The 18,089-nt window shown below is 67.0% G+C and carries 24 protein-coding genes and 1 tRNA gene; 14 read left to right on the forward strand and 11 right to left on the reverse strand.

The features are described from left to right. Nucleotides 1–121: 121 nt before the first annotated feature. The 9 genes from NO878_RS02505 to NO878_RS02545 all read left to right on the forward strand — a co-directional run bounded on the left by NO878_RS02505 (nucleotide 122) and on the right by NO878_RS02545 (nucleotide 4,823). Nucleotides 122–206 (forward strand) — tRNA-Leu (locus NO878_RS02505). Between the two features lie 20 nt (nucleotides 207–226). After that, on the forward strand, nucleotides 227–577 hold the full coding sequence (locus tag NO878_RS02510; protein WP_256404379.1) for a 50S ribosomal protein L18e: 351 nt from the start codon (nucleotides 227–229) through the stop codon (nucleotides 575–577). Next, nucleotides 574–1,011, forward strand: a complete 438-nt coding sequence (locus NO878_RS02515) for a 50S ribosomal protein L13 (RefSeq protein ID WP_256404381.1) — start codon at nucleotides 574–576, stop codon at nucleotides 1,009–1,011. The genes NO878_RS02510 and NO878_RS02515 overlap by 4 nt, the downstream gene beginning before the upstream one ends. Beyond that, nucleotides 1,005–1,403 (forward strand): 30S ribosomal protein S9, encoded by a 399-nt coding sequence (locus NO878_RS02520; RefSeq protein WP_256404382.1) that lies wholly within the window; start codon nucleotides 1,005–1,007, stop codon nucleotides 1,401–1,403. Before NO878_RS02515 ends, NO878_RS02520 begins: the two co-directional genes overlap by 7 nt. Nucleotides 1,404–1,415: 12 nt before the next feature. Beyond that, a complete protein-coding gene (locus tag NO878_RS02525; protein ID WP_049936587.1) occupies nucleotides 1,416–1,607 on the forward strand; it encodes a DNA-directed RNA polymerase subunit N in 192 nt (63 codons plus the stop codon). Further along, nucleotides 1,604–1,783, forward strand: coding sequence for a DNA-directed RNA polymerase subunit K (locus NO878_RS02530; RefSeq protein WP_256404383.1), 180 nt, complete (start codon nucleotides 1,604–1,606; stop codon nucleotides 1,781–1,783). The genes NO878_RS02525 and NO878_RS02530 overlap by 4 nt, the downstream gene beginning before the upstream one ends. Then, nucleotides 1,780–2,985 carry a phosphopyruvate hydratase gene (gene eno / locus NO878_RS02535; RefSeq protein ID WP_256404384.1) on the forward strand — a complete coding sequence of 402 codons (1,206 nt, stop codon included), beginning with the start codon at nucleotides 1,780–1,782 and terminating at the stop codon, nucleotides 2,983–2,985. The genes NO878_RS02530 and eno overlap by 4 nt, the downstream gene beginning before the upstream one ends. Continuing rightward, entirely contained in the window at nucleotides 2,982–3,761 is a 780-nt protein-coding gene (rpsB, locus tag NO878_RS02540) for a 30S ribosomal protein S2 (protein ID WP_256404385.1), read from the forward strand. Before eno ends, rpsB begins: the two co-directional genes overlap by 4 nt. 87 nt (nucleotides 3,762–3,848) lie before the next feature. Next, on the forward strand, nucleotides 3,849–4,823 hold the full coding sequence (locus NO878_RS02545) for a zinc-dependent metalloprotease (protein ID WP_256404386.1): 975 nt from the start codon (nucleotides 3,849–3,851) through the stop codon (nucleotides 4,821–4,823). A 2-nt stretch (nucleotides 4,824–4,825) separates the two neighbouring features. On the opposite strand, the gene NO878_RS02550 is transcribed toward NO878_RS02545, so the two are convergent. The 3 genes from NO878_RS02550 to NO878_RS02560 are packed head-to-tail and all read right to left on the reverse strand — an operon-like array spanning nucleotide 4,826 to nucleotide 6,049. Continuing rightward, nucleotides 4,826–5,050, reverse strand: coding sequence for a hypothetical protein (locus NO878_RS02550; RefSeq protein ID WP_256404387.1), 225 nt, complete (start codon nucleotides 5,048–5,050; stop codon nucleotides 4,826–4,828). After that, nucleotides 5,050–5,427 carry a nuclear transport factor 2 family protein gene (locus tag NO878_RS02555; protein WP_256404388.1) on the reverse strand — a complete coding sequence of 126 codons (378 nt, stop codon included), beginning with the start codon at nucleotides 5,425–5,427 and terminating at the stop codon, nucleotides 5,050–5,052. The genes NO878_RS02550 and NO878_RS02555 overlap by 1 nt, the downstream gene beginning before the upstream one ends. A 34-nt stretch (nucleotides 5,428–5,461) precedes the next feature. Next, a complete protein-coding gene (locus tag NO878_RS02560; protein WP_256404389.1) occupies nucleotides 5,462–6,049 on the reverse strand; it encodes a methyltransferase family protein in 588 nt (195 codons plus the stop codon). 85 nt (nucleotides 6,050–6,134) lie between these two features. Between NO878_RS02560 and NO878_RS02565 the strand changes: the two genes are divergently transcribed. Beyond that, nucleotides 6,135–6,794, forward strand: a complete 660-nt coding sequence (locus NO878_RS02565; protein WP_256404390.1) for a helix-turn-helix domain-containing protein — start codon at nucleotides 6,135–6,137, stop codon at nucleotides 6,792–6,794. On the opposite strand, the gene phoU is transcribed toward NO878_RS02565, so the two are convergent. The 5 genes from phoU to NO878_RS02590 all read right to left on the reverse strand — a co-directional run bounded on the left by phoU (nucleotide 6,795) and on the right by NO878_RS02590 (nucleotide 12,128). Then, nucleotides 6,795–7,478 carry a phosphate signaling complex protein PhoU gene (gene phoU / locus NO878_RS02570; RefSeq protein WP_256404391.1) on the reverse strand — a complete coding sequence of 228 codons (684 nt, stop codon included), beginning with the start codon at nucleotides 7,476–7,478 and terminating at the stop codon, nucleotides 6,795–6,797. Between the two features lie 129 nt (nucleotides 7,479–7,607). After that, nucleotides 7,608–8,483 (reverse strand): phosphate ABC transporter ATP-binding protein PstB, encoded by an 876-nt coding sequence (pstB, locus tag NO878_RS02575; RefSeq protein ID WP_256404392.1) that lies wholly within the window; start codon nucleotides 8,481–8,483, stop codon nucleotides 7,608–7,610. 6 nt (nucleotides 8,484–8,489) lie between these two features. Then, complete coding sequence (gene pstA / locus NO878_RS02580) at nucleotides 8,490–10,088, reverse strand: phosphate ABC transporter permease PstA (protein ID WP_256404393.1); 1,599 nt, start codon at nucleotides 10,086–10,088, stop codon at nucleotides 8,490–8,492. A gap of 1 nt (nucleotide 10,089) precedes the next feature. Then, nucleotides 10,090–11,049: a phosphate ABC transporter permease subunit PstC gene (gene pstC, locus NO878_RS02585; RefSeq protein WP_256404394.1), complete on the reverse strand. Its 960-nt coding sequence runs from the start codon at nucleotides 11,047–11,049 to the stop codon at nucleotides 10,090–10,092. Nucleotides 11,050–11,102: 53 nt separating this feature from the next. Further along, the gene (locus NO878_RS02590) at nucleotides 11,103–12,128 is read right to left on the reverse strand and encodes a PstS family phosphate ABC transporter substrate-binding protein (RefSeq protein WP_256404395.1); all 1,026 of its coding nucleotides are present in this window, start codon (nucleotides 12,126–12,128) and stop codon (nucleotides 11,103–11,105) included. Between the two features lie 309 nt (nucleotides 12,129–12,437). Between NO878_RS02590 and NO878_RS02595 the strand changes: the two genes are divergently transcribed. Beyond that, nucleotides 12,438–13,439, forward strand: a complete 1,002-nt coding sequence (locus tag NO878_RS02595) for a phosphate uptake regulator PhoU (RefSeq protein WP_256404396.1) — start codon at nucleotides 12,438–12,440, stop codon at nucleotides 13,437–13,439. Between the two features lie 58 nt (nucleotides 13,440–13,497). Here the strand turns inward: NO878_RS02595 and NO878_RS02600 are convergent, their stop codons facing one another. Beyond that, on the reverse strand, nucleotides 13,498–13,869 hold the full coding sequence (locus NO878_RS02600) for a 30S ribosomal protein S8e (protein ID WP_256404397.1): 372 nt from the start codon (nucleotides 13,867–13,869) through the stop codon (nucleotides 13,498–13,500). Nucleotides 13,870–13,961: 92 nt separating this feature from the next. On the opposite strand from NO878_RS02600, the gene NO878_RS02605 reads away from it, so the two are divergent. Beyond that, the gene (locus tag NO878_RS02605) at nucleotides 13,962–14,429 is read left to right on the forward strand and encodes a DUF2240 family protein (protein WP_256404398.1); all 468 of its coding nucleotides are present in this window, start codon (nucleotides 13,962–13,964) and stop codon (nucleotides 14,427–14,429) included. A 90-nt stretch (nucleotides 14,430–14,519) separates the two neighbouring features. Here the strand turns inward: NO878_RS02605 and NO878_RS02610 are convergent, their stop codons facing one another. Continuing rightward, nucleotides 14,520–15,617, reverse strand: a complete 1,098-nt coding sequence (locus NO878_RS02610; protein WP_256404399.1) for a guanosine monophosphate reductase — start codon at nucleotides 15,615–15,617, stop codon at nucleotides 14,520–14,522. 94 nt (nucleotides 15,618–15,711) lie between these two features. Between NO878_RS02610 and NO878_RS02615 the strand changes: the two genes are divergently transcribed. Further along, nucleotides 15,712–16,086: a DUF7993 family protein gene (locus tag NO878_RS02615; protein ID WP_256404401.1), complete on the forward strand. Its 375-nt coding sequence runs from the start codon at nucleotides 15,712–15,714 to the stop codon at nucleotides 16,084–16,086. A gap of 5 nt (nucleotides 16,087–16,091) precedes the next feature. Here the strand turns inward: NO878_RS02615 and NO878_RS02620 are convergent, their stop codons facing one another. Further along, nucleotides 16,092–16,745 carry an HAD family hydrolase gene (locus tag NO878_RS02620; protein ID WP_256404402.1) on the reverse strand — a complete coding sequence of 218 codons (654 nt, stop codon included), beginning with the start codon at nucleotides 16,743–16,745 and terminating at the stop codon, nucleotides 16,092–16,094. A gap of 95 nt (nucleotides 16,746–16,840) precedes the next feature. Between NO878_RS02620 and NO878_RS02625 the strand changes: the two genes are divergently transcribed. After that, nucleotides 16,841–18,082 (forward strand): DNA double-strand break repair nuclease NurA, encoded by a 1,242-nt coding sequence (locus NO878_RS02625; protein WP_256404403.1) that lies wholly within the window; start codon nucleotides 16,841–16,843, stop codon nucleotides 18,080–18,082. Nucleotides 18,083–18,089: the final 7 nt, after the last annotated feature.

An 18,089-nucleotide genomic window follows, 5' to 3' on the forward strand; every position in this document is an offset into this window, starting at 1 on the left:
CCCCGAACACCACCATCGACGCCCGCCTCCGCGCCGACGGTCACAGCCACGAGCGCCGCGACCCGGCGGGGTGCGGGAATCGAAACTGGTTTGAAGGGGCGACCGATACTGCGATATGCGTGCAGGGATAGCCAAGTCAGGCCAACGGCGCAGCGTTCAGGGCGCTGTCCCATAGGGGTCCGCAGGTTCAAATCCTGCTCCCTGCACTCCCTTTTGGAGGTAGACAATGAGTAAGACTAATCCGAGACTCAATAGTCTCATCGCCGAGTTGAAGGCGGTTTCCCGCGAGTCCGGTGCCGGAGTCTGGCAGGACGTCGCGGACCGCTTGGAGAAGCCACGGCGCACCCACGCGGAGGTCAACCTCGGGCAGATCGAACGATACGCCCGCGAAGAGGAGACCGTCGTTGTTCCCGGCAAGGTGCTGGGCAGCGGTGTGCTCGAAAAGAACGTCACCGTCGCGGCCGTCGACTTTTCGTCGACGGCACGCCGGAAGATCGAACAGGTCGGGGCGGCCGAGCAACTGGAACAGGTTGCCGAGTCGAACCCCGAGGGATCCAACGTCCGGGTGATTCGATGAGCCTCGCAGAATTCGACGCTGACACCGTCGTCGACGCGCGTGACTGCATCATGGGCCGGGTCGCCAGCGAGGTGGCCCAGCGCGCCCTCGCCGGCGAGACGGTCGCCGTCATCAACGCCGAGGACGCGGTCATCACTGGCAACGAGGAGTCGACGATGGAGACCTACCGCACGCGAGCGGAACTGGGCTCCGACAGCGGGCCGTACTACCCCAAGCGGCCGGACCGCATCTTCAAGCGGTCGATCCGTGGGATGCTGCCGTACAAGAAGCCACGCGGCCGTGAGGCGTTCGAGAACGTACGCGTCTACGTCGGCAACCCCTTCGACGAGGACGGCACCGTGCTCGAAGGCACGTCGCTGGATCGCCTCTCGAACATCAAATTCGTCTCCCTCGGAGACGTCTCCGAACAACTGGGTGCGAACGTCACATGGTAACCAACACGAGCGGTAAGAAAAAGACGGCCGTCGCCCGCGCCACGGTGCGTGACGGCGAGGGTCGCGTGCGTATCAACTCCCAACCCGTCGAACTGGTCGAACCGGAGCTGTCGAAGCTGAAGATGCTGGAGCCGTTCCGCATCGCCGACGACGAGCTCCGCGACACCGTCGACATCGACGTGACTGTCTCGGGTGGCGGCTTCGCCGGGCAGGCGGACGCCGTGCGGACCGCCATCGCCCGCGGGCTGGTGCAACATCACAACGACGCCGAACTCCGTGACGCGTTCATGGAGTTCGACCGGTCGCTGCTGGTCAACGACGTTCGCCAGTCCGAACCCAAGAAGTGGGGCGGCCCCGGTGCGCGGGCCCGCTACCAGAAGTCCTACCGCTGAGGTGATCCACCCATGATGATCCCAGTCCGGTGTTTCACGTGCGGGAAGGTAATCGGCGAACACTGGGAGGAGTACCAGGCTCGCCTCGACGACGGTGAGGACCCCGCCGAGGTACTCGACGACCTGGGCGTGACCCGTCACTGCTGTCGCCGCATGTTCGTCTCACACAAGGACCTGGTCGACGTCGTCTCCCCGTACCAATGAGTCAGGGACGCTACAATCGATACGAGAAGGCACGCATCCTCGGGGCGCGAGCCTTGCAGGTGTCCTACGGCGCGCCGGTGCTGGTGGACACAGAGCAGGGCGAACCGATCCTCGTCGCGGCCGAGGAGTACGACGCTGGCGTGCTTCCGTTCACGGTCAGGCGGGAGGGCAAATGACGCTGGTTCGCTCGGTGAGCCTGCGCCGGATTCTCGACTCGCGGGGGAACCCGACAGTCGAGGCGGACGTGTTGACCGACTCCGGTGGGTTCGGACGGGCGGCGGCACCGAGCGGTGCATCAACCGGCGAGTACGAAGCCATCGAACTGCCCGCAGGCGAGGCCATCGCATCGGCCCGCCAGCACGCCATCCCCCGTCTCGTGGACGAGGTCCACGCGGGGAACCAGCGGGAGGTCGACGCGGCCCTCCGTGGCGCGGACGGGACCGACGACTTCTCGACTATCGGCGCCAACAGCGCGGTCGCTATCTCCATGGCGGCCGCGAAGGCCGGCGCCGACGTGCTGGGGGCACCGCTCTTCCAGCATCTCGGCGGCACCTTCCGGGGCGACGGCTTCCCGACTCCGCTCGGGAACGTCCTCGGCGGCGGCGAACACGCCAAGGCGGCGACGCACATCCAGGAGTTTCTCGCCGTCCCACACGGCGCACCGAACGTCGCGGAGGCCGTCTTCGCCAACGCCGCGGTCCACGACCGTATCGGCGCGTTGCTTGACGAGCGGGACCTTCCCGCCGGCAAGGGCGACGAGGGCGCGTGGGCGCCCGCGGTCACGGACGCCGAGGCGTTCGACATCGTCGCCGCGGCGACCGACGACGTGGCGGCGGACGTCGGCTTCGACGTGGCGGTCGGTCTCGACGTTGCGGCGTCGGAACTGTACGACGCCGACGCCGAGGTCTACCGCTACGGCGACGTTGAGCGGACGCCCGCCGAGCAGGTCGACTACATCGCCGGCCTCGTCGACGAGTACGACCTCGCGTACGTCGAGGACCCCGTCGAAGAGGACGACTTCGGCGGCTTCGCCGACCTGACCGACCGGGTCGGCGACCGGACGGTCCTGTGTGGCGATGATCTCTTCGTCACCAACGTCGACCGACTTCAGCGAGGGATCGACGAGGGGGCGGGCAACGCCATCCTCGTCAAGCCCAACCAGATCGGGACGCTGTCCGACGCCGTCGACGCGGTGGAACTTGCGACCCGGAACGGTCTCGACGCCGTCGTGTCTCATCGCTCGGGCGAGACTGAGGATACGACTATCGCACACCTCGCCGTGGCGACCGGTGCCCCCTTCATCAAGACGGGGACGGTCGGCGGCGAGCGAACCGCCAAACTCAACGAACTCATCCGCATCGCGGAGGACGCTGTATGACTGACAACGACAACGAACTCGCCGACGTCGAGGACGAGGAGGGGGCCGACGAGGCCGCCGCCGACTCCGACGCCGGCACCGTGGCGACGGAGGAACCGACCGCCGAGGCGGCCGACGAGGCTCCCGAGGCAGAGGCAACGGAGGAAGCCGAGGACGACGCCTCGCCGTTCGACGAGAACGTGATGCCCGACGACGAGGCCGACCTTCTCATCCCGGTCGAGGATTACCTCGGCGCGGGGGTCCACATCGGGACTCAGCAGAAGACCGAGGACATGGAGCGGTTCATCCACCGCGTCCGCGACGACGGCCTGTACGTCCTCGACGTGAGCCAGACCGACAAGCGGATCCGGACGGCCGCGGACTTCCTCGCGAACTACTCGCCCGAGCAGGTTCTCGTGACCTCCTCGCGCCAGTACGGCCGGTTCCCGGCCGAGAAGTTCGCCGAGGCCATCGGCGCCCGCGCCCGCACGGGGCGGTTCATCCCGGGGACGCTGACGAACCCGGACTACGACGGCTACATCGAACCCGACGTGGTCGTCGTCACCGACCCCATCGGCGACTCGCAGGCGGTCAAGGAGGCCATCACGGTCGGCATCCCCGTCATCGCCATGTGCGACTCCAACAACCAACTCAGCAACGTCGACCTCGTCATCCCGACGAACAACAAGGGGCGGCGCGCGCTGTCGGTCGTCTACTGGCTGCTCGCCAACGAGACGCTCGACCGTCGGGGCGCCGAACCGACCTACGCCCTCGACGACTTCGAGGCAGGCATCTAAGGCACCATCGAGTCACTTTTCGCGACGATCACCGGATCATAGCGGCCGCTACGGAAGCGTTTTCACGCGCCCACCGTACCGTCCGGTATGAATCTCTTCCGGAGCGTGCGAACCGTCACCGGCGCCTCAGGGACGGGCTACGTCGACTGGACGGCCGTCGCCGAGGCAGCGAAAGACGGCACGGTGCCGGGCGAACTGACGCTCTCCGACGCCGAGCGCGAGGGGTACGCGACCGACGTCCGCGACGCCCGGGACCGACTCCGTCGACTGGGTGACATCGCGTTCGACCTGCCGGAGACCGTCGAGATACAGAACCGCCACCACTGGATCGACGCGAACGTCGACACCTTCCGACGGGTGATGGCACCCATGGAGGCAAACGGCCCCGAGGTGCTCTTTCCCGACATCTCGCGGGTCGTCAACACCGGGACGTGTTCCCTGCTGCTCGCCTTCCTCGGCCGGAACGTCCTCGGCCAGTACGACCCCCTCCTCCTCGCGGAGACCGACCCCGGCGACCGGGACCACGGTCTCTATTTCGTCCACCCCAACATCGTCAGAGTGGCGGCCGAACTGGACGTACCCTACCCGCGGTTCCGCCGTTGGATCGCCTTCCACGAGGTGTCCCACGCCGCCGAGTTTGGCGCCGCGCCCTGGCTCTCGACACACCTCGAACGCCGCCTCGAACGGGGGGTGGACGGCTTGGTCGCCGGCGACATCGACCGCGAGGCCTTCCGAGAACTCGATACGGCGATGACCGCCGTCGAGGGGTACGCCGAACTGTTGATGGATCGCGCCTTCGACGAGGACTACGCGGATCTACGGGCGAAACTCGACGCCCGCCGACAGGGTGGCGGCCCGGTCGCCCGACTGGCCCGCCGTCTGCTCGGTCTCGGCCTGAAGCGCCGGCAGTACGAACGCGGTGCGGCCTTCTTCGAGGCCGTCGCGGACGCCCGCGGGCTGACGGGGGCCAGCGTGGTGTGGGACCGGCCGGAGTATCTGCCGACGGAGGACGAACTCGACGCCCCCGAGCGGTGGCTGGCGCGGGTCGAGGACGGGGCGTAGCCTCAGCGCCCGCCGGATCGCCAGTCCTGTCCGATCCACTCGAGATATGCGAGGAGGAGTCCGCCCACGAGAAGCCCGGCTACGACGGCGACGACTCCCTGTACCGGTGTGGCGTCGGCGGCGAGGGCGACGAGGCCACCCGAGAGGCCGATCAGCGCGACGAATCCGAGTTTGAGCCGCCGGGAGGCGACCTGTCGCTCGTCGTCTGTGAAGCTCGGGCCGACCATTACCCGTCGGCGTACGGCGTGCTCACGTGCATGCCGACGAACAGCCACTCGTCTGCGCGCGGTTCTAACGTGCCGCTCCACCGGGTCGAGAACGCGTACTCGTGGTCGGCCGCGCGGTCGGTCCAGGCCATCTGCACCGAATCGGAGAAGTAGGCATGGTCGTCGCCTTCGGTGACCCGGAGGTCACAGCTCTCGACGGTCCAGTCCTCGGTCGTCCGACTCTGTTCGCGGAGGCCTTCGGCGACGGCGTCGTAGCCGACGAGTCGCTCGCCGACGCCGAACTTCACCACGTCCGACCGCTCGGCAAAGTACGGATAGAGCGGTTCACCCCGACGCAACGCCTCGTAATACTCCCGGACGGTTTCGGCGGCGTTCATGCCCCGAATCTCGCCCCGACGGCTGTTAACTCTTTCAACCCTGACAGCCGGCAATCGCCCGTCGGACCGTCCGCAGGCCGACGAACCGGGGAACGCGTCGGGCGTATCGCTCGTAGGCCGCGCCGAACTCCGCCCGCAGGTGTGGCTCCTCGGCACGCGGAAGCAGGACCACCCATCCGACGTGGACGACTGCGAGGGCCGCCACCAGCGCCGAATCGGTCGCCAGCGCGAAGCCCGTCACGCCGACGATCATCCCGACGTACTGTGGGTTGCGGGTGTAGGCGTACGGCCCGTCGGTGTAGAGGTCACCGGTCACACCCATCGTCTCGTCGGTGTGCAGCGTCCGCGCCCCCCACGCGAAGACCGCGGTGCCGAGAACGGCCAGGGCGCCTCCGACGAGCGATACCGACTGTGGGAGCGCCCACGCACCCCAGTCGAGGGCGGCGGTGACGACGAGCGCAACGTCGAAGACACTCACGAGCGTCCAGTGAAGGTAGTACGCCGGCGTCCGGTCGCCGGGTGGCCACCACTCGTGGTCGGTCAGGAGCGTTCCGAGCACCAAGACGTACACGCCGGCGGCCGACAGCAGGCCGGTCCCGAACGCGAGTCTGATCGGCGTCATACGAGTCGGCGTTGGGCACAGCGCCGGGAGTCGGAACTGCCTCACGAGTGAGGCTTTTTGTGTACGCCAACACGACGGGTGGCCGATGAAATACGCCCGACTGCGGGTGGCCCACGACGCCGACCGCCGCCACCCGATGCACGCCTTCGAGATGCAACACGACGACATCGAGCGTGCGACGCTCTGTCACTGGAACGCGGTCCTCGACGGGACGAACGCGATGGTGTTTCGCGTTCGGGGCGACCCCGACCCGTTCCGCGCGAAACTCGACGCGCGGGCGGCGACGGTGGCGTACGCCCTCACCGAGGTGGTCGACGGCGTTTTCTACTGCTGTGTCCGTGATCGGGCGACGGACGCGGACCGACAGTACATCGACGCGTTCGCCCGAGGGACGCTTGTGGTGGTCCCACCGGTCGCGTTCGAACCGGACGGGACGACGCGGCTGACAGTGGTCGGGACGGCGAGCGACATCGAGGCCGCCGTCGAGTCGTTGCCAGCGGGGATGCGGGCGACGGTGGAGTCGGTCGGCCCGTACCGCCGTCGGGCCGGGGCGCCGGTCTCGCGGCTCACCGACCGCCAGCGCGAGGCCGTCGCGGCCGCCGTCGACTGCGGCTACTACGACTCGCCGCGGGCGGGGAGCGTCGCGGACGTGGCTGCGGCTCTCGATATCGCGCCGGGAACGGCGGCCGAGCACCTCCGGAAGGCGGAGGCGACGCTGATGCGGCAGGCGGTCGACGCCCGGTAATCAGTACAGCAGTTCGTCGTCGTTTTCGACCATATACAGGGTGCGTGCCGCGACGTTGACGGCGTGGTCGCCGATTCGTTCGAGGTCACGGATGGTCAACAGAAGTCGGGAGACGTCCTGCATCAGCGACTCCAGTTCCTCGTCGCCCTCGCCGTCGCCGAGATAGTCTCCCTCGATCAGGTCGCGGACGACGAGTTCGCTCGCCGCCTCACACATCGCGTCGACCTCCTCGTCGTGGTCGGCAACCGCGTAACAGCCGTCGGCGTCCTCGTCGGCGTACGCGCTCATCGCGTCGTCGAGCATCTCTAGGGTCGTCCGTCCGATCCGCTGCATGTCCACGTCCGGGAAGAGGTCGCGTTGGGCATCGAGGGCGTAGCCGCCGAGGTTGACCGCGAGGTCTGCGATGCGTTCGAGGTCGGTGATGATCTTGAACGAGGCGGCGATGAATCGCAGGTCGCTCGCGACCGGTTGTTGGAGGGCGATGAGGTCGACACACGTTCCCTCCAGTTCGAGGTACATGTCGTTGATCTCGTCGTCACCCTCGATCACCTCTTGGGCGAGCCGTTCGTCCTTCCGTTCGAGGGCGTCCAGCCCCGCCCGGAGCCGCTCCGCGACCACTTCGCTCATGTAGAGAACGTCGTCGCGGAGTTCCTCCAGCGACGACTGATAGTTCGTTCGCGCCATATCCGTACACGCCACTCGACCCCCCTAAGCGTTATCCCTTCGTCAATAGTCCGCTATGGAGTAGTATATAGATTGAGGGCCGTTTATCGGCATCGGCACGCACTTGCGGACCGGCAGATCCCGGGGCGGTCAGCCAAACTTTCCGGTGATGTAGTCCTCGACGCGTTGACTATCGGGGTTCTCGAAGATTTTCTCGGTGTCGTCGAATTCGACGAGTTCGCCGCCGGTGAGGAAGACGGCGGTCTTATTCGAGATGCGGGCGGCCTGTTGCATGTTGTGGGTGACGATGACGACCGTATACTCCTCGGCGAGTTCGGAGATGAGATCCTCGATCTTGGAGGTGGCGACCGGATCGAGCGCCGAGGCTGGCTCGTCCATCAGGATCACCTCGGGGTCGGGGGCGATAGCCCGAGCGATACAGAGTCGCTGTTGCTGGCCGCCCGAGAGGTCGAGACCGGACGTATCGAGTTGGTCCTTGACTTCGTCCCACAGCGCTGCCCGCTTCAGCGAGTTCTCGACGATTTCGTCGTAGTCGCCGTCCTTGTTCTGGATCTTCAGGCCGTAGGCGACGTTGTCGTAGATGCTCTTGGGGAAGGGGTTAGGCGACTGAAACACCATGCCCACGCGCCGGCGGAGAGCGACGGGATCGACATCGTCGTCGTAGACGTTCTTGCCGCGCAGGTGGAGATCACCCTCGACGCGTGCGGCGTCGATCATGTCGTTCATCCGGTTGATACACCGGAGGAAGGTGGACTTTCCACACCCTGACGGGCCGATCATGGCCGTCACCTGATTCTCCGGAATTTCGAGGGAGATGTCTTGAAGCGCCTGATCGTCGTTGTACCAGACGTCGACGTTCTCGGCGCGGACGACGGGGGCTCCACTCGTCGTCGGCCCGGACGCGGAGACGCTCTCGCTCACGTCGGTCCGGATGGCCATGTCGTCGGTCGTCGGATCATCGGTCGATTCATCGGCGGCGTACTCCTGTTTCTGATTATCGGTCATGGGTGATCACTGGTCACTCTGGTACTTGTTTCGGAGGACGATTGCGATGGAGTTCATGCTGAGCAGGACGATGAGCAACACGACGACGCCTGCGGGAACGGCCGCCTGGTAGAAGGGTTCGCTGGCGAAGAGACTCGCCCAAGCGTACACCTGCAAGGGCATCGCGCTCACCTTCGAGGAGAGTGCCGTCGGCAGTGAAAAGAGGACGTTCGGCGCGCCGATCATGATGAGCGGGGCCGTCTCGCCGATGGCGCGGCCGAGTGCGAGGATGGTCCCCGTCAGAATGCCGGGGAACGCCCGCGGCAGGACGACGTTTTTGATCGTCTGCCAGCGGGTCGCCCCCATCCCGTAGGACGCCTGGCGCATCGAGTCCGGGACACTCCGGAGTGCCTCGCGCGCGGAGATGATGACGATAGGCAGGATGAGCAGCGCGAGCGTCGCCCCACCGATCAGGACGGTCCCGGTCGACTGGCCGAGATACGTGACGAACACGCCGAGACCGAGCAACCCGTAGACGACGGAGGGAACACCCGCCAGATTCGAGATGTTGACGTCGATAAAGCGGGTGAGTCGGTTGTCGGGGGCGTACTCCTCCAGATACACCGCGGCGCCGACGCCGAGGGGAAAGGAGAGGGCGGCGACGGTCACCATCAGCAGGATCGATCCGCCGATGGCCGGGTAGAGACCGGCGTTCGCCGCCGTCCCGCTATGGGCGCTGGTGAGAAAGCCCCAGTCGACCCACGACTGCGGGCCGGCAAAGCCGAGGGCGTCAACGGCGACGGCGCCGACCACCGTCCCCCCGAGGATCACGGCGGCGAGGCCGAGGCCGGCGCGGCGCTCGGGGTTGCGGCGGATCCGGCCGATAGCGTAGCCGCCCGTGGGGACGACGGCAACGGCCAAGACGACCGTCGCAGGGACCGGGGTGACGCCGACGAGTGGGCCGACGAACGCGCCCAAGCCGACGACGACGAGCGTGGCAACGACCGCGGCGACCCGCCGACGCCGGCCGTCCGCGGCGGCGACGTAACGGCCGACGACGAGCGCGATGGGTGCGCCGACCGAGAGCGTCAGTAGCACGCCGTCGCTCGGGTAGACGGGAAGCGACGTGACGGCGCCGGGAACGACCAGCAGCGAGACGAGGACGATCACGCCGGCGGCGACAAAGCGGACGAGGAAGGGAAGCCGCCGGTCGAGGCGTTCAATGACGACGACGCCGCCGAGTGCGAGACAGAGCGCGAGGACGTAGGCGAACCAGGTGACCGGTTCGACGATGTCGACAAAGAGCATCGCCACCCCGCCCGCGAACATGGTGCTGACGGCGAGGGTGCCGACGATGGCGCCGCCGAACCGGAACGAGGCCGGGTCGGTTCGGAAGAGGTACGCGCCGACGGCGAGTGTCGGGAGGACGAGCGTCAGCAGGAAGGTGAGATGCCAGCCCGGATCGGCGGTCAGCGGGCGGATGGCGTCGTTCGCGACGTAGATCAGGAGGACGGTCAGTGCAACGATGCCGAACAGTGTCGCCGCGAGCAGCAGATACCGAAAGACGGTGCCCGCGGTCCGGCTGACGTGGCCGAAGCTCTCGATGGTCCCGCGTTCGGTCGCCATGTCAGTACTCCTCCCGGTATCGCTGTGCGACGAGGTCACTGATGATGTTCATGACGAGCGTGATGACAAAGAGCGTGAGACCGATAGCGAAGAGGCTCCGGTAGGCGATGCCGCCGCCGGTGATGTCTCCGGTGAGGAGGTTCACCATCGCGGCGGTCATCGGCAGTGCCCCCTCCAGATACGAGGCGGGGTTCAGTGGGTTGAGGAGGTTCGCCTGTGATCCCGCGGCGACGGTCACGGCCATGGTTTCGCCGATAGCCCGCGAGAGCGCGAGGATGAACGAAGAGAAGATTCCGGAGAGAGAGGCGGGGACGACGATACCGACCGAGACGTCGAACTTCGTCGCGCCCATCCCGTAGCCGGCCTGCCGCAGCGAGTCGGGCACCGCCGACATCGCGTCCTCGCTGATCGAGGCCACCATCGGAATGATCATGATCCCGACGACGATGCTCGCAGAGAGCATGTTGAACGTCCCGAGATTGGGGATAATCGTCTTGAGCGCGGGCGTGATGTAGACGACAGCAAAGAAGCCATAGACGACTGTGGGGACGCCAGCGAGCACTTCGAGGGCGGGCTTGAGGAGTGACCGCGCACGCGGCGTGGCGTACTCGCTGAGGTAGATGGCCGTGGCGACGCCGAGGGGGAGCGAGACGACGGCCGAGCCGATGGTGATGGCGAGGGTGGCCGACACCAGCGGCAGGACGCCGAACTGCTCGTTGTTGATGACCCACTCGGTGCCGGTGAGGAAGTCGACGACCGACGCGGTTGGTCCCTCGACGCCCATCAGCGGGGCGGTCACGCTGAAGAACTTCGCCGCCTCGGTGGTCAACAGCACGATAATGCTGAGCGTGGTGACGATGGACAGCACCGCACACAGGAAGAAAAACGAGCGCGTCAAGAGTTCCTGTGGCGCGTTCTCCGTTCGCCGGGTGAGATCCTGTGTCAGGTCGTCCGTGCTCATCTAGTGTGTGATGGGATTCGTGCTCGTTCGAAAAACCCTTCGTTCGGACGTCGCTACCCAGACGCGTTCTCGATGGCGGATTCGAGGGCGTCCATCGTGGCCTGTTGGTCCTCGTCGTTCAGGGGGACGTAGCCAACCTCGTCGGCGACAATCGACTGACTCGTCGCGTTCTCCAGCCAGAAGCGGGCGAACTCGGCGACGTGTTCCTCGGCCAGCGAGGACTGCTTGACGTAGGTGAAAAGCGGCCGCGAGAGGGGCGTATACTCGCCAGTCCGGGCCGTCTCCAGCGACGGTTCGACACAGCCGTCGCCGTCGTCGATGCCGAGAGCCTTCACGCGGTCGGTGTTCTGCGAGTAGTACGCGAAGCCCAGATAGCCGATGGCGTTCTCCGATCCCTCGACCCCCTGGATGATCGTGCGGTCCTGCTCGGTCGCGGAGTAGTCCTGTCGGTGACCCGGACCCTCCTCGCCGAGAATGGCCTCGATGAAGTAGTCGTAGGTGCCGGAGGCGTCGGTCGGACCGTAGAGTTCGATGTCTTGGTCCGGCCAGTCACTGTTCACCTCACTCCAGGTTGTCGGCGGGTCCTCGGCGGACCAGATCTGCCGGAGTTCCTCGACGGTCATGCAGTCGATCCAGTCGGCCTCGTTGTTGACGACGACCGTCAGCGCGTCCGTCGCGACGGTGAGTTCGACGGGTGTGATGTCGTTTTCCGAACACGCCTCCTCCTCCTCGGGCTGGATGGGTCGGGAGGCGTTGTTGAAGTCCGTCCGCCCGGGACAGAAGTGGTTCGCGAACCCGCCACCGGAGCCGGTCGACTGAATGTTGATGTTGACCTCCGGATGCCCTGACGGGGAGTCTGGGGACTGGAAGCGCTCGGCCATCGCCGTCGCCAGCGGAAAGACGGTCGAACTGCCGGCGATGTCGATGGTGCCGGAGAGAGAACTGCCATCGCCGCCGTCGCCACCGTCGCCGCCGCTTCCACTCTGCGTACAGCCGGCAAGCGCCAGCGCGCCGGCCGACCCGGCCGCAGTTAGGAACTTTCGCCGCGATGTGGAACCGCCCGTAGGTTCATCGGTCATCACCCGAACGTGGCCTTCTGTAGTGTAAGTACCCTTCTATTATATCTATATAGAGATACGTACGACAATCGATGACGATGGTCCCTTCCAACGGTGGGCCGACCGCCTCGTCACCGCCATCGTCCGCCGCCTCGATAGCCGCGATATCGGACATAGAGCGGGTTTGAAGCGGTTTTCTACGCGATACGTGTTCCGTAAGACGAACGCAAGTCGGGCAGTCACCCCGACCCACGACCGACGCCGTCGCCCCGATCAGAGAAGTATATAGATATGGATGGTTTTATTTCGTCCCGTCGGTTTCCTTCGTGTATGGTCGAAACCCGCAAGGTGCAGGTGACCGGTGGATCGACGTACACCGTGTCGATCCCGAAAGACTGGGCGACCGATAACGGCGTCTCCGCGGGCAGCGAGGTGGCGTTCTACCCGGAGGGCGACTCGCTGTTCATGACGCCACGGACGGGCGAGGAGCGGACCGAGGGCACCCTCGATATCGGCGACCTGGTGGGCGAGGAACTCATCCGCGCCGTGATGACGATGTACGTCAGCGGTTTCGACATCATCGCTCTGGAGAGCACCCGTATCACGACCGATCAGCGGCGGACGATCAGGCAGGCGACCCAGAGTCTCGTCGGCCTGGAAGTGCTCGAGGAGACTCGCGACCGGGTGGTCATCCGTGACCTGCTCGACTCCTCGGAGCTGTCGATCAACAACGCCGTCACCCGGATGCGTCTCATCGCGCTCTCGATGCTGGAAGACGCCGTCGGGGCGCTAGTCGACCTCGACGCCGACCTTGCCCGCGACGTCATCCAGCGCGACGACGACGTCGACCGTCTCTGGATGGTCGTCTCCCGAATCTTCCGGGCGACGCTTCGAAGCCCCCGCGCGGCCGAGGAACTCGGCGTCACCCGCGAGGTGTGTTTCGACTATCAGTCCGCGGCCCGCCAACTCGAACGCATCGCCGACCACGCGACCAAGATTGCCCACCTCTCACTCGAGTTCGAGGAGGCGGTTCCGGACGATGTCGCCGCTGCCCTCGAAGAACTTCACGACGACGCGTCGGCCGTAACCGACGCCGCGATGGATTCGCTCTTTCTCGACGAGAACGACGAGTCGACACGCCGCGCTAACGAGGCCCGGGAGTCGGTGCAGGACATCGACGAACACGCCCGAGCCATCGACGAACTCCTCCGGGAACTCGATCCGACGCGGGCACAGCTTTTGGGACTCGTCGTCGACTCGCTGTCCCGGAGCGCCGACTACGGGGGAAACATCGCGGAGACGGCGTTGCAGAAGGCGGCACCGACGCCGTAAGTCGGCGTTGGAGGGTCGGCTTCGCGCGCACCACGCGGCCGACTACTGACGGCCCGTCTCAGTCCAGCAGAACCGCGTTGACCTGACCGGTCTGGCCGGGGCGGGACGTGACGCGGGCCTGCCCCGCGTCCGTCTCGATGATGGCACCTTTCGTGAGGATGTTTCGTCGGGCGTAGTTGGTGTTCGAGGGATTCTCCACGACGTTCTCGATTTCGGCCTCGACAGTCTCGGCGCCGTCGGCGACGTGGGCGACGTTCGTGGCGAGCGCCCGCGTTTTCGTCTCCGTCCCGCGGGCGTCGATTGTCTGGAACCGGGGTTCGCCGACCGTCGTTTCGGCCGGCTGACGGCCCAGCTGGTACCGCTTCTTGTTTCGGAACGGCCGGAGGCGGCCGCCCGTCCGCTTGCGCGTCGAGCGTCCCTGATCTTTCATACCGCTATTCAGTCTGAGGAACTACTTGAATCGCTCGAAACGCGAAGCCGGAACGGATAGGGTTTAGTGGGCCCGCCCCCGCCCTGTGGGGCATGAGCCTCGAAACCGCGGTGGCGGCGCCGTTCCGCGACCGGGGGCGGTCCCGACTCGACGAGGGGGAGTTCGTCGTCGCTCTCTCCCTGGACCGTGACTGGTTCACGCCCGATCAGGCCAAACGACTCGTCGACGTGGCAGCCGGCCGCGGCCTCCTCGACCGCGAGGGCGACGACCTCGTCGCGACGTTCGATCCCTCTGGCGTCACCATCCCCTCGGGCTTCGTCCCCGACGAGTCCGTCCTCCGGGAGCAGTCCGCGTTCGAGCGTGTCCTCGACGCACTCGTCGACGCCGGCGTCGAGAAACAGGACGCCGTCGCGGCGATCAACGAGCGACAGCGCGAACTCGGCGTCACCATCGAGGCCGCGGCCGTCCTCTATGCCCGTCGTCACGGTGTCGACGTCGACGATGCCGCCGACCGTGCGCTCGCCGACCTCGGGGAGGGGTCGGACGCCGACCCCGCGTGAGACGGCGGCCCATACGGCTTCTTGTAAGCCAGTCTCGGAGGTTCGCGAAGACTCCAACGAACCACCAGTACCCAGTTACAGTACTCTGTATCAGTCGTCGGCGTCGACCTCGGACGTGGAGACTCCGCTTGCCCCGCTTTCGACGGTGACTCCCTCCCAGTCGTGGTCCGCGTGGAACCCTTCCCGCTCCCGCGCGCTCGCGGCGACGCGGACGAACTCGGCTCGGTCCCTGGCGTCTTGGATGGTGTGGCCGCCGCAGTAAGAGAGTCCAGAGCGGATCCCGGCACAGAACTCGGCCGCGACGTCGGCGACGGGTCCCTTGTACGGCGTCAGCGCTTCCACACCCTCGTCCGCCGCGACGTCTTCGCCCTTGTCGTCGCGGTCTGCCGCGGCGGCGGTGGTGGCCATCCCCCGAGAGCGCTTGTAGCGCGTACCGTCGACCTCGATCACGTCCCCCGGCGCCTCCTCGGTCCCGGCGAACAGACTCCCGAGCATCACCGTGTCCGCGCCGGCCATCAGCGCCTTTGTCGCGTCGCCGGAGTTGCGGATGCCCCCATCGGCACAGATCCGCACGTCGAGGTCCGCGGCCGCCTGCGCGCAGTCGTCGACGGCGGTCAACTGCGGGACCCCGGCGCCGGCCACCTTCCGCGTCGTGCAGTGTGATCCCGGCCCGATCCCCACCTTCACGCAGTCGGCCCCCGCCGTCGCGAGGTCCGCGACGCCCGCGGGTGTCGCGACGTTCCCCGCGGCTATGTCCGTCTCGGGAAACGCCTCGGCGATGGCCTCGACGGCGGTGAGCGTCCGTTCGAGATGCCCGTGTGCGACGTCGACGACGAGGACGTCGACGCCGGCCGCGACCAGTTGCTCACACCGCGCGACGTAGTCCTCGTCGATGCCGACGGCAGCACCGACTTGCACCCCCGCATCGACCGCCCGTTCGACCGCCTGTGCCTGCGCCGTAGGGGAGAGAAAGCGGTGGATGACGCCGAGCCCGCCGGCCCGCCCGAGTTCGACGGCCATCGCCGCTTCGGTGACCGTATCCATCGCCGCGGAGACGAGCGGCGTCGACAGTTCGACCCCCGGCGTGAACGCCGTCGTGAGGTCGACATCGTCCCGGCTGTCCACCGGGGACCGTTTCGGTACAAGAAGGGCGTCGCCGTAGCTCAGCCCGGTTCGAAGATCGTTCATACCCCTCCGAGCGAAGCTACCTGGAGATATAAAGCTCTCGGACCGCGCCTCGTGACGGGGAGCGTTGAAACGGCTCCATCCCGTTACACAATTCATGGTCGACTCCACGCTCGCCGACGGCGTCCGGATTGCACAGTTACTCGCCTCGGACCTCGTCGGCCACGAGGGCCGCCTCGCAACCGTGTCGGTGACCGACGCCGACCCGGACGTCGAACCAACCCCCGACGGCAGTCGCGCGTACGCGGTCCAGGCCGGGGACGAATCGCTGGCGACGGCGTTCGTCCACCCCGAACGCGTCCGCCTCGACTTCCGCTGTGCCCCCGAGGCTGTCGTCGACGCGGCGAGCGAGGCCGGGCTGCGAGTCCGGCCGAAGGCGGTCGACCCGCCGCGGACGGTCATCTTCGTCGAGGACGGCGCCGAGGTAAAACGCGCGCTTTCGGTCTTCGAGCGCGCGGTAGCCGCCCGCTGAGCCGGCTATCTCGACGCCAAGAACTCGGGGAGCTGTGACGGCAACGCGTCACGGTCGACGTGTGCAGCCGCCGCCGGATCCGGCTCGGGCCCACCGGGGAACGTCACCTGCACCGCATCGAGACCGGCGGCCGTCGCGCCCCCGACGTCCGCCTCGACGTCGTCGCCGACGAACACCGTCGACGTGGCGTCCGTGCCGAGAGCGTCGAGAAGTCGTTCGAAGGCGACCGTCTCGGGTTTGCCCGCGCTCAACTCGCCGGTGACCAGCGCGGCGTCGAACCGGTCGGTCCACCCGAGTGCCCGGAGCTTCGACCGCTGGGCGACGACGGGACCGTTCGTCAGCAGGCCGAGTCGGTACCGTTCGGCGAGCCTCGAAAGCATCGCCTCGACGCCTGGTACGGGCGAGAGCGCCTCGTTCACCCGCTCGCGGTACGCCCGAGCCAGCGCCGCCGGATCGACGTCCGTCCCGTCGAGAAGCACCTCGAACACCGGTTTCCGACTCCGTGCGGTCAGGTTGTCCGCGTGGGCGTCGAGATACGCCGCCCGCGACCGGTGCGGGGCGCCGACTTCGCGACACGCCGCCGCCAGCAGCGTCGCGCGGTCAACGCCCGTCACCGCGAGCGTATCGTCGAGGTCGAACGCCACCGCGGCCGTATCCATACGCCGTCTACCCGGTCGAGGGGTATGAGCGTGCCGGCTTCGGCGATTCGCGATCCGACGGATGGGTATTTGTGTCCCCGTCCGGTTGGTCCTCCATGACCCTCGATCCGGTCCACGTCGACGGCATCGCCGACCTGGCCGGCCGCCTCGCCCGCCGGGTCGACGACACCGACCACGACGACCTGGCGCGGACGGCGTTCGAGGAGTTTCTCGACCCCCTCCGCGCCGACGGTCGGACGGTGATCGAACCCCTCGACGAGTGTCGGCTTCGCTCTGTCTCCGTCGACGACGTGGCGCTCATCGACCCCCCGTATCCGACCGTCCACGGACTCGACTCCGGGACGATCAACCCGACCACGTTCAAAAACGGGCTGGTGCTCGACGTGGCTCACGCCGCGATGGCCGCCGAGCCATCGGACCTCGACTTGCACCGCGCCCGTAGTCTGGTGACGACCGTTCACGCGAACGATCCGACACTCGCGCTCGAAACCGACTGGGCGCGCGGCGACGAGGGATACTTCCAGCACAAGATCCTGCACGCGCCGCGCGTGAACCGCTACGCGGAGGGGGTCGTCCACGCCCTGGCGCTCTATCTCGCCGAGAGCGCTCACGCCATCGAACACGCCGACGCCGTCGACGACTGTCTGCTTCTCGACGGACCACTCTACCCCAAGGAACTGCTCAACTGGCAGGACCGCGACGCCGAACTCGGCGCGCTGACGACGGAGGCCAAACCCCGGTCCATCGTCGAGAACTACGTCCACCTCGTCGAGCGACTCCTCGACCGGGATGTCGCCGTCGCCGGCTTCGTCAAGAACCCCTCACCGAAGCTGATCACCCGGACGCTCCGCGCACACGGCGTCGGCGCGCCCTGGGTCGACGACACCGCGTTCTTCACGCGCCTGCTGGAACCCGAGGGTGACGACGGCGGTCGGCCGACGGATCGGCTCACCTTCACCAACTGGTTCCGGTCCCGTGGTGGCTCCGACCGAACCCTCGCCGACGACGGCGACGCCCTTGGCGTCGAGCGCCAGCGTGACCCCGTCGACTACGAGGTGACCTTCCTCGTCGTCTACGACCCCCGTGAGGACCTCTGTTACCGCGTCGAGGCTCCCGCTGGCCTCACCCGTGACCCCGACGCCCGGGACCGACTCACACGGCAGGTCCTCCGCGACGTGGCGACCGCCCGCGGCCCACCGCCGGTCGTGGAGCGGGCAGACGCACTGGCACGCATCGGCGTCGACGAGAAGGCGGCACTCCGGCGTAAGTTCGAGGAACGACTCGACTCCCCGTTCGTCCGAACCTACGACGACCACCGCTGGGGCGAGGAGTTCTGACCTGTCG

It is taken from the genome of Haloplanus ruber (genome assembly GCF_024494725.1).
GTDB classification, from domain to species: Archaea; Halobacteriota; Halobacteria; order Halobacteriales; family Haloferacaceae; genus Haloplanus; species Haloplanus ruber.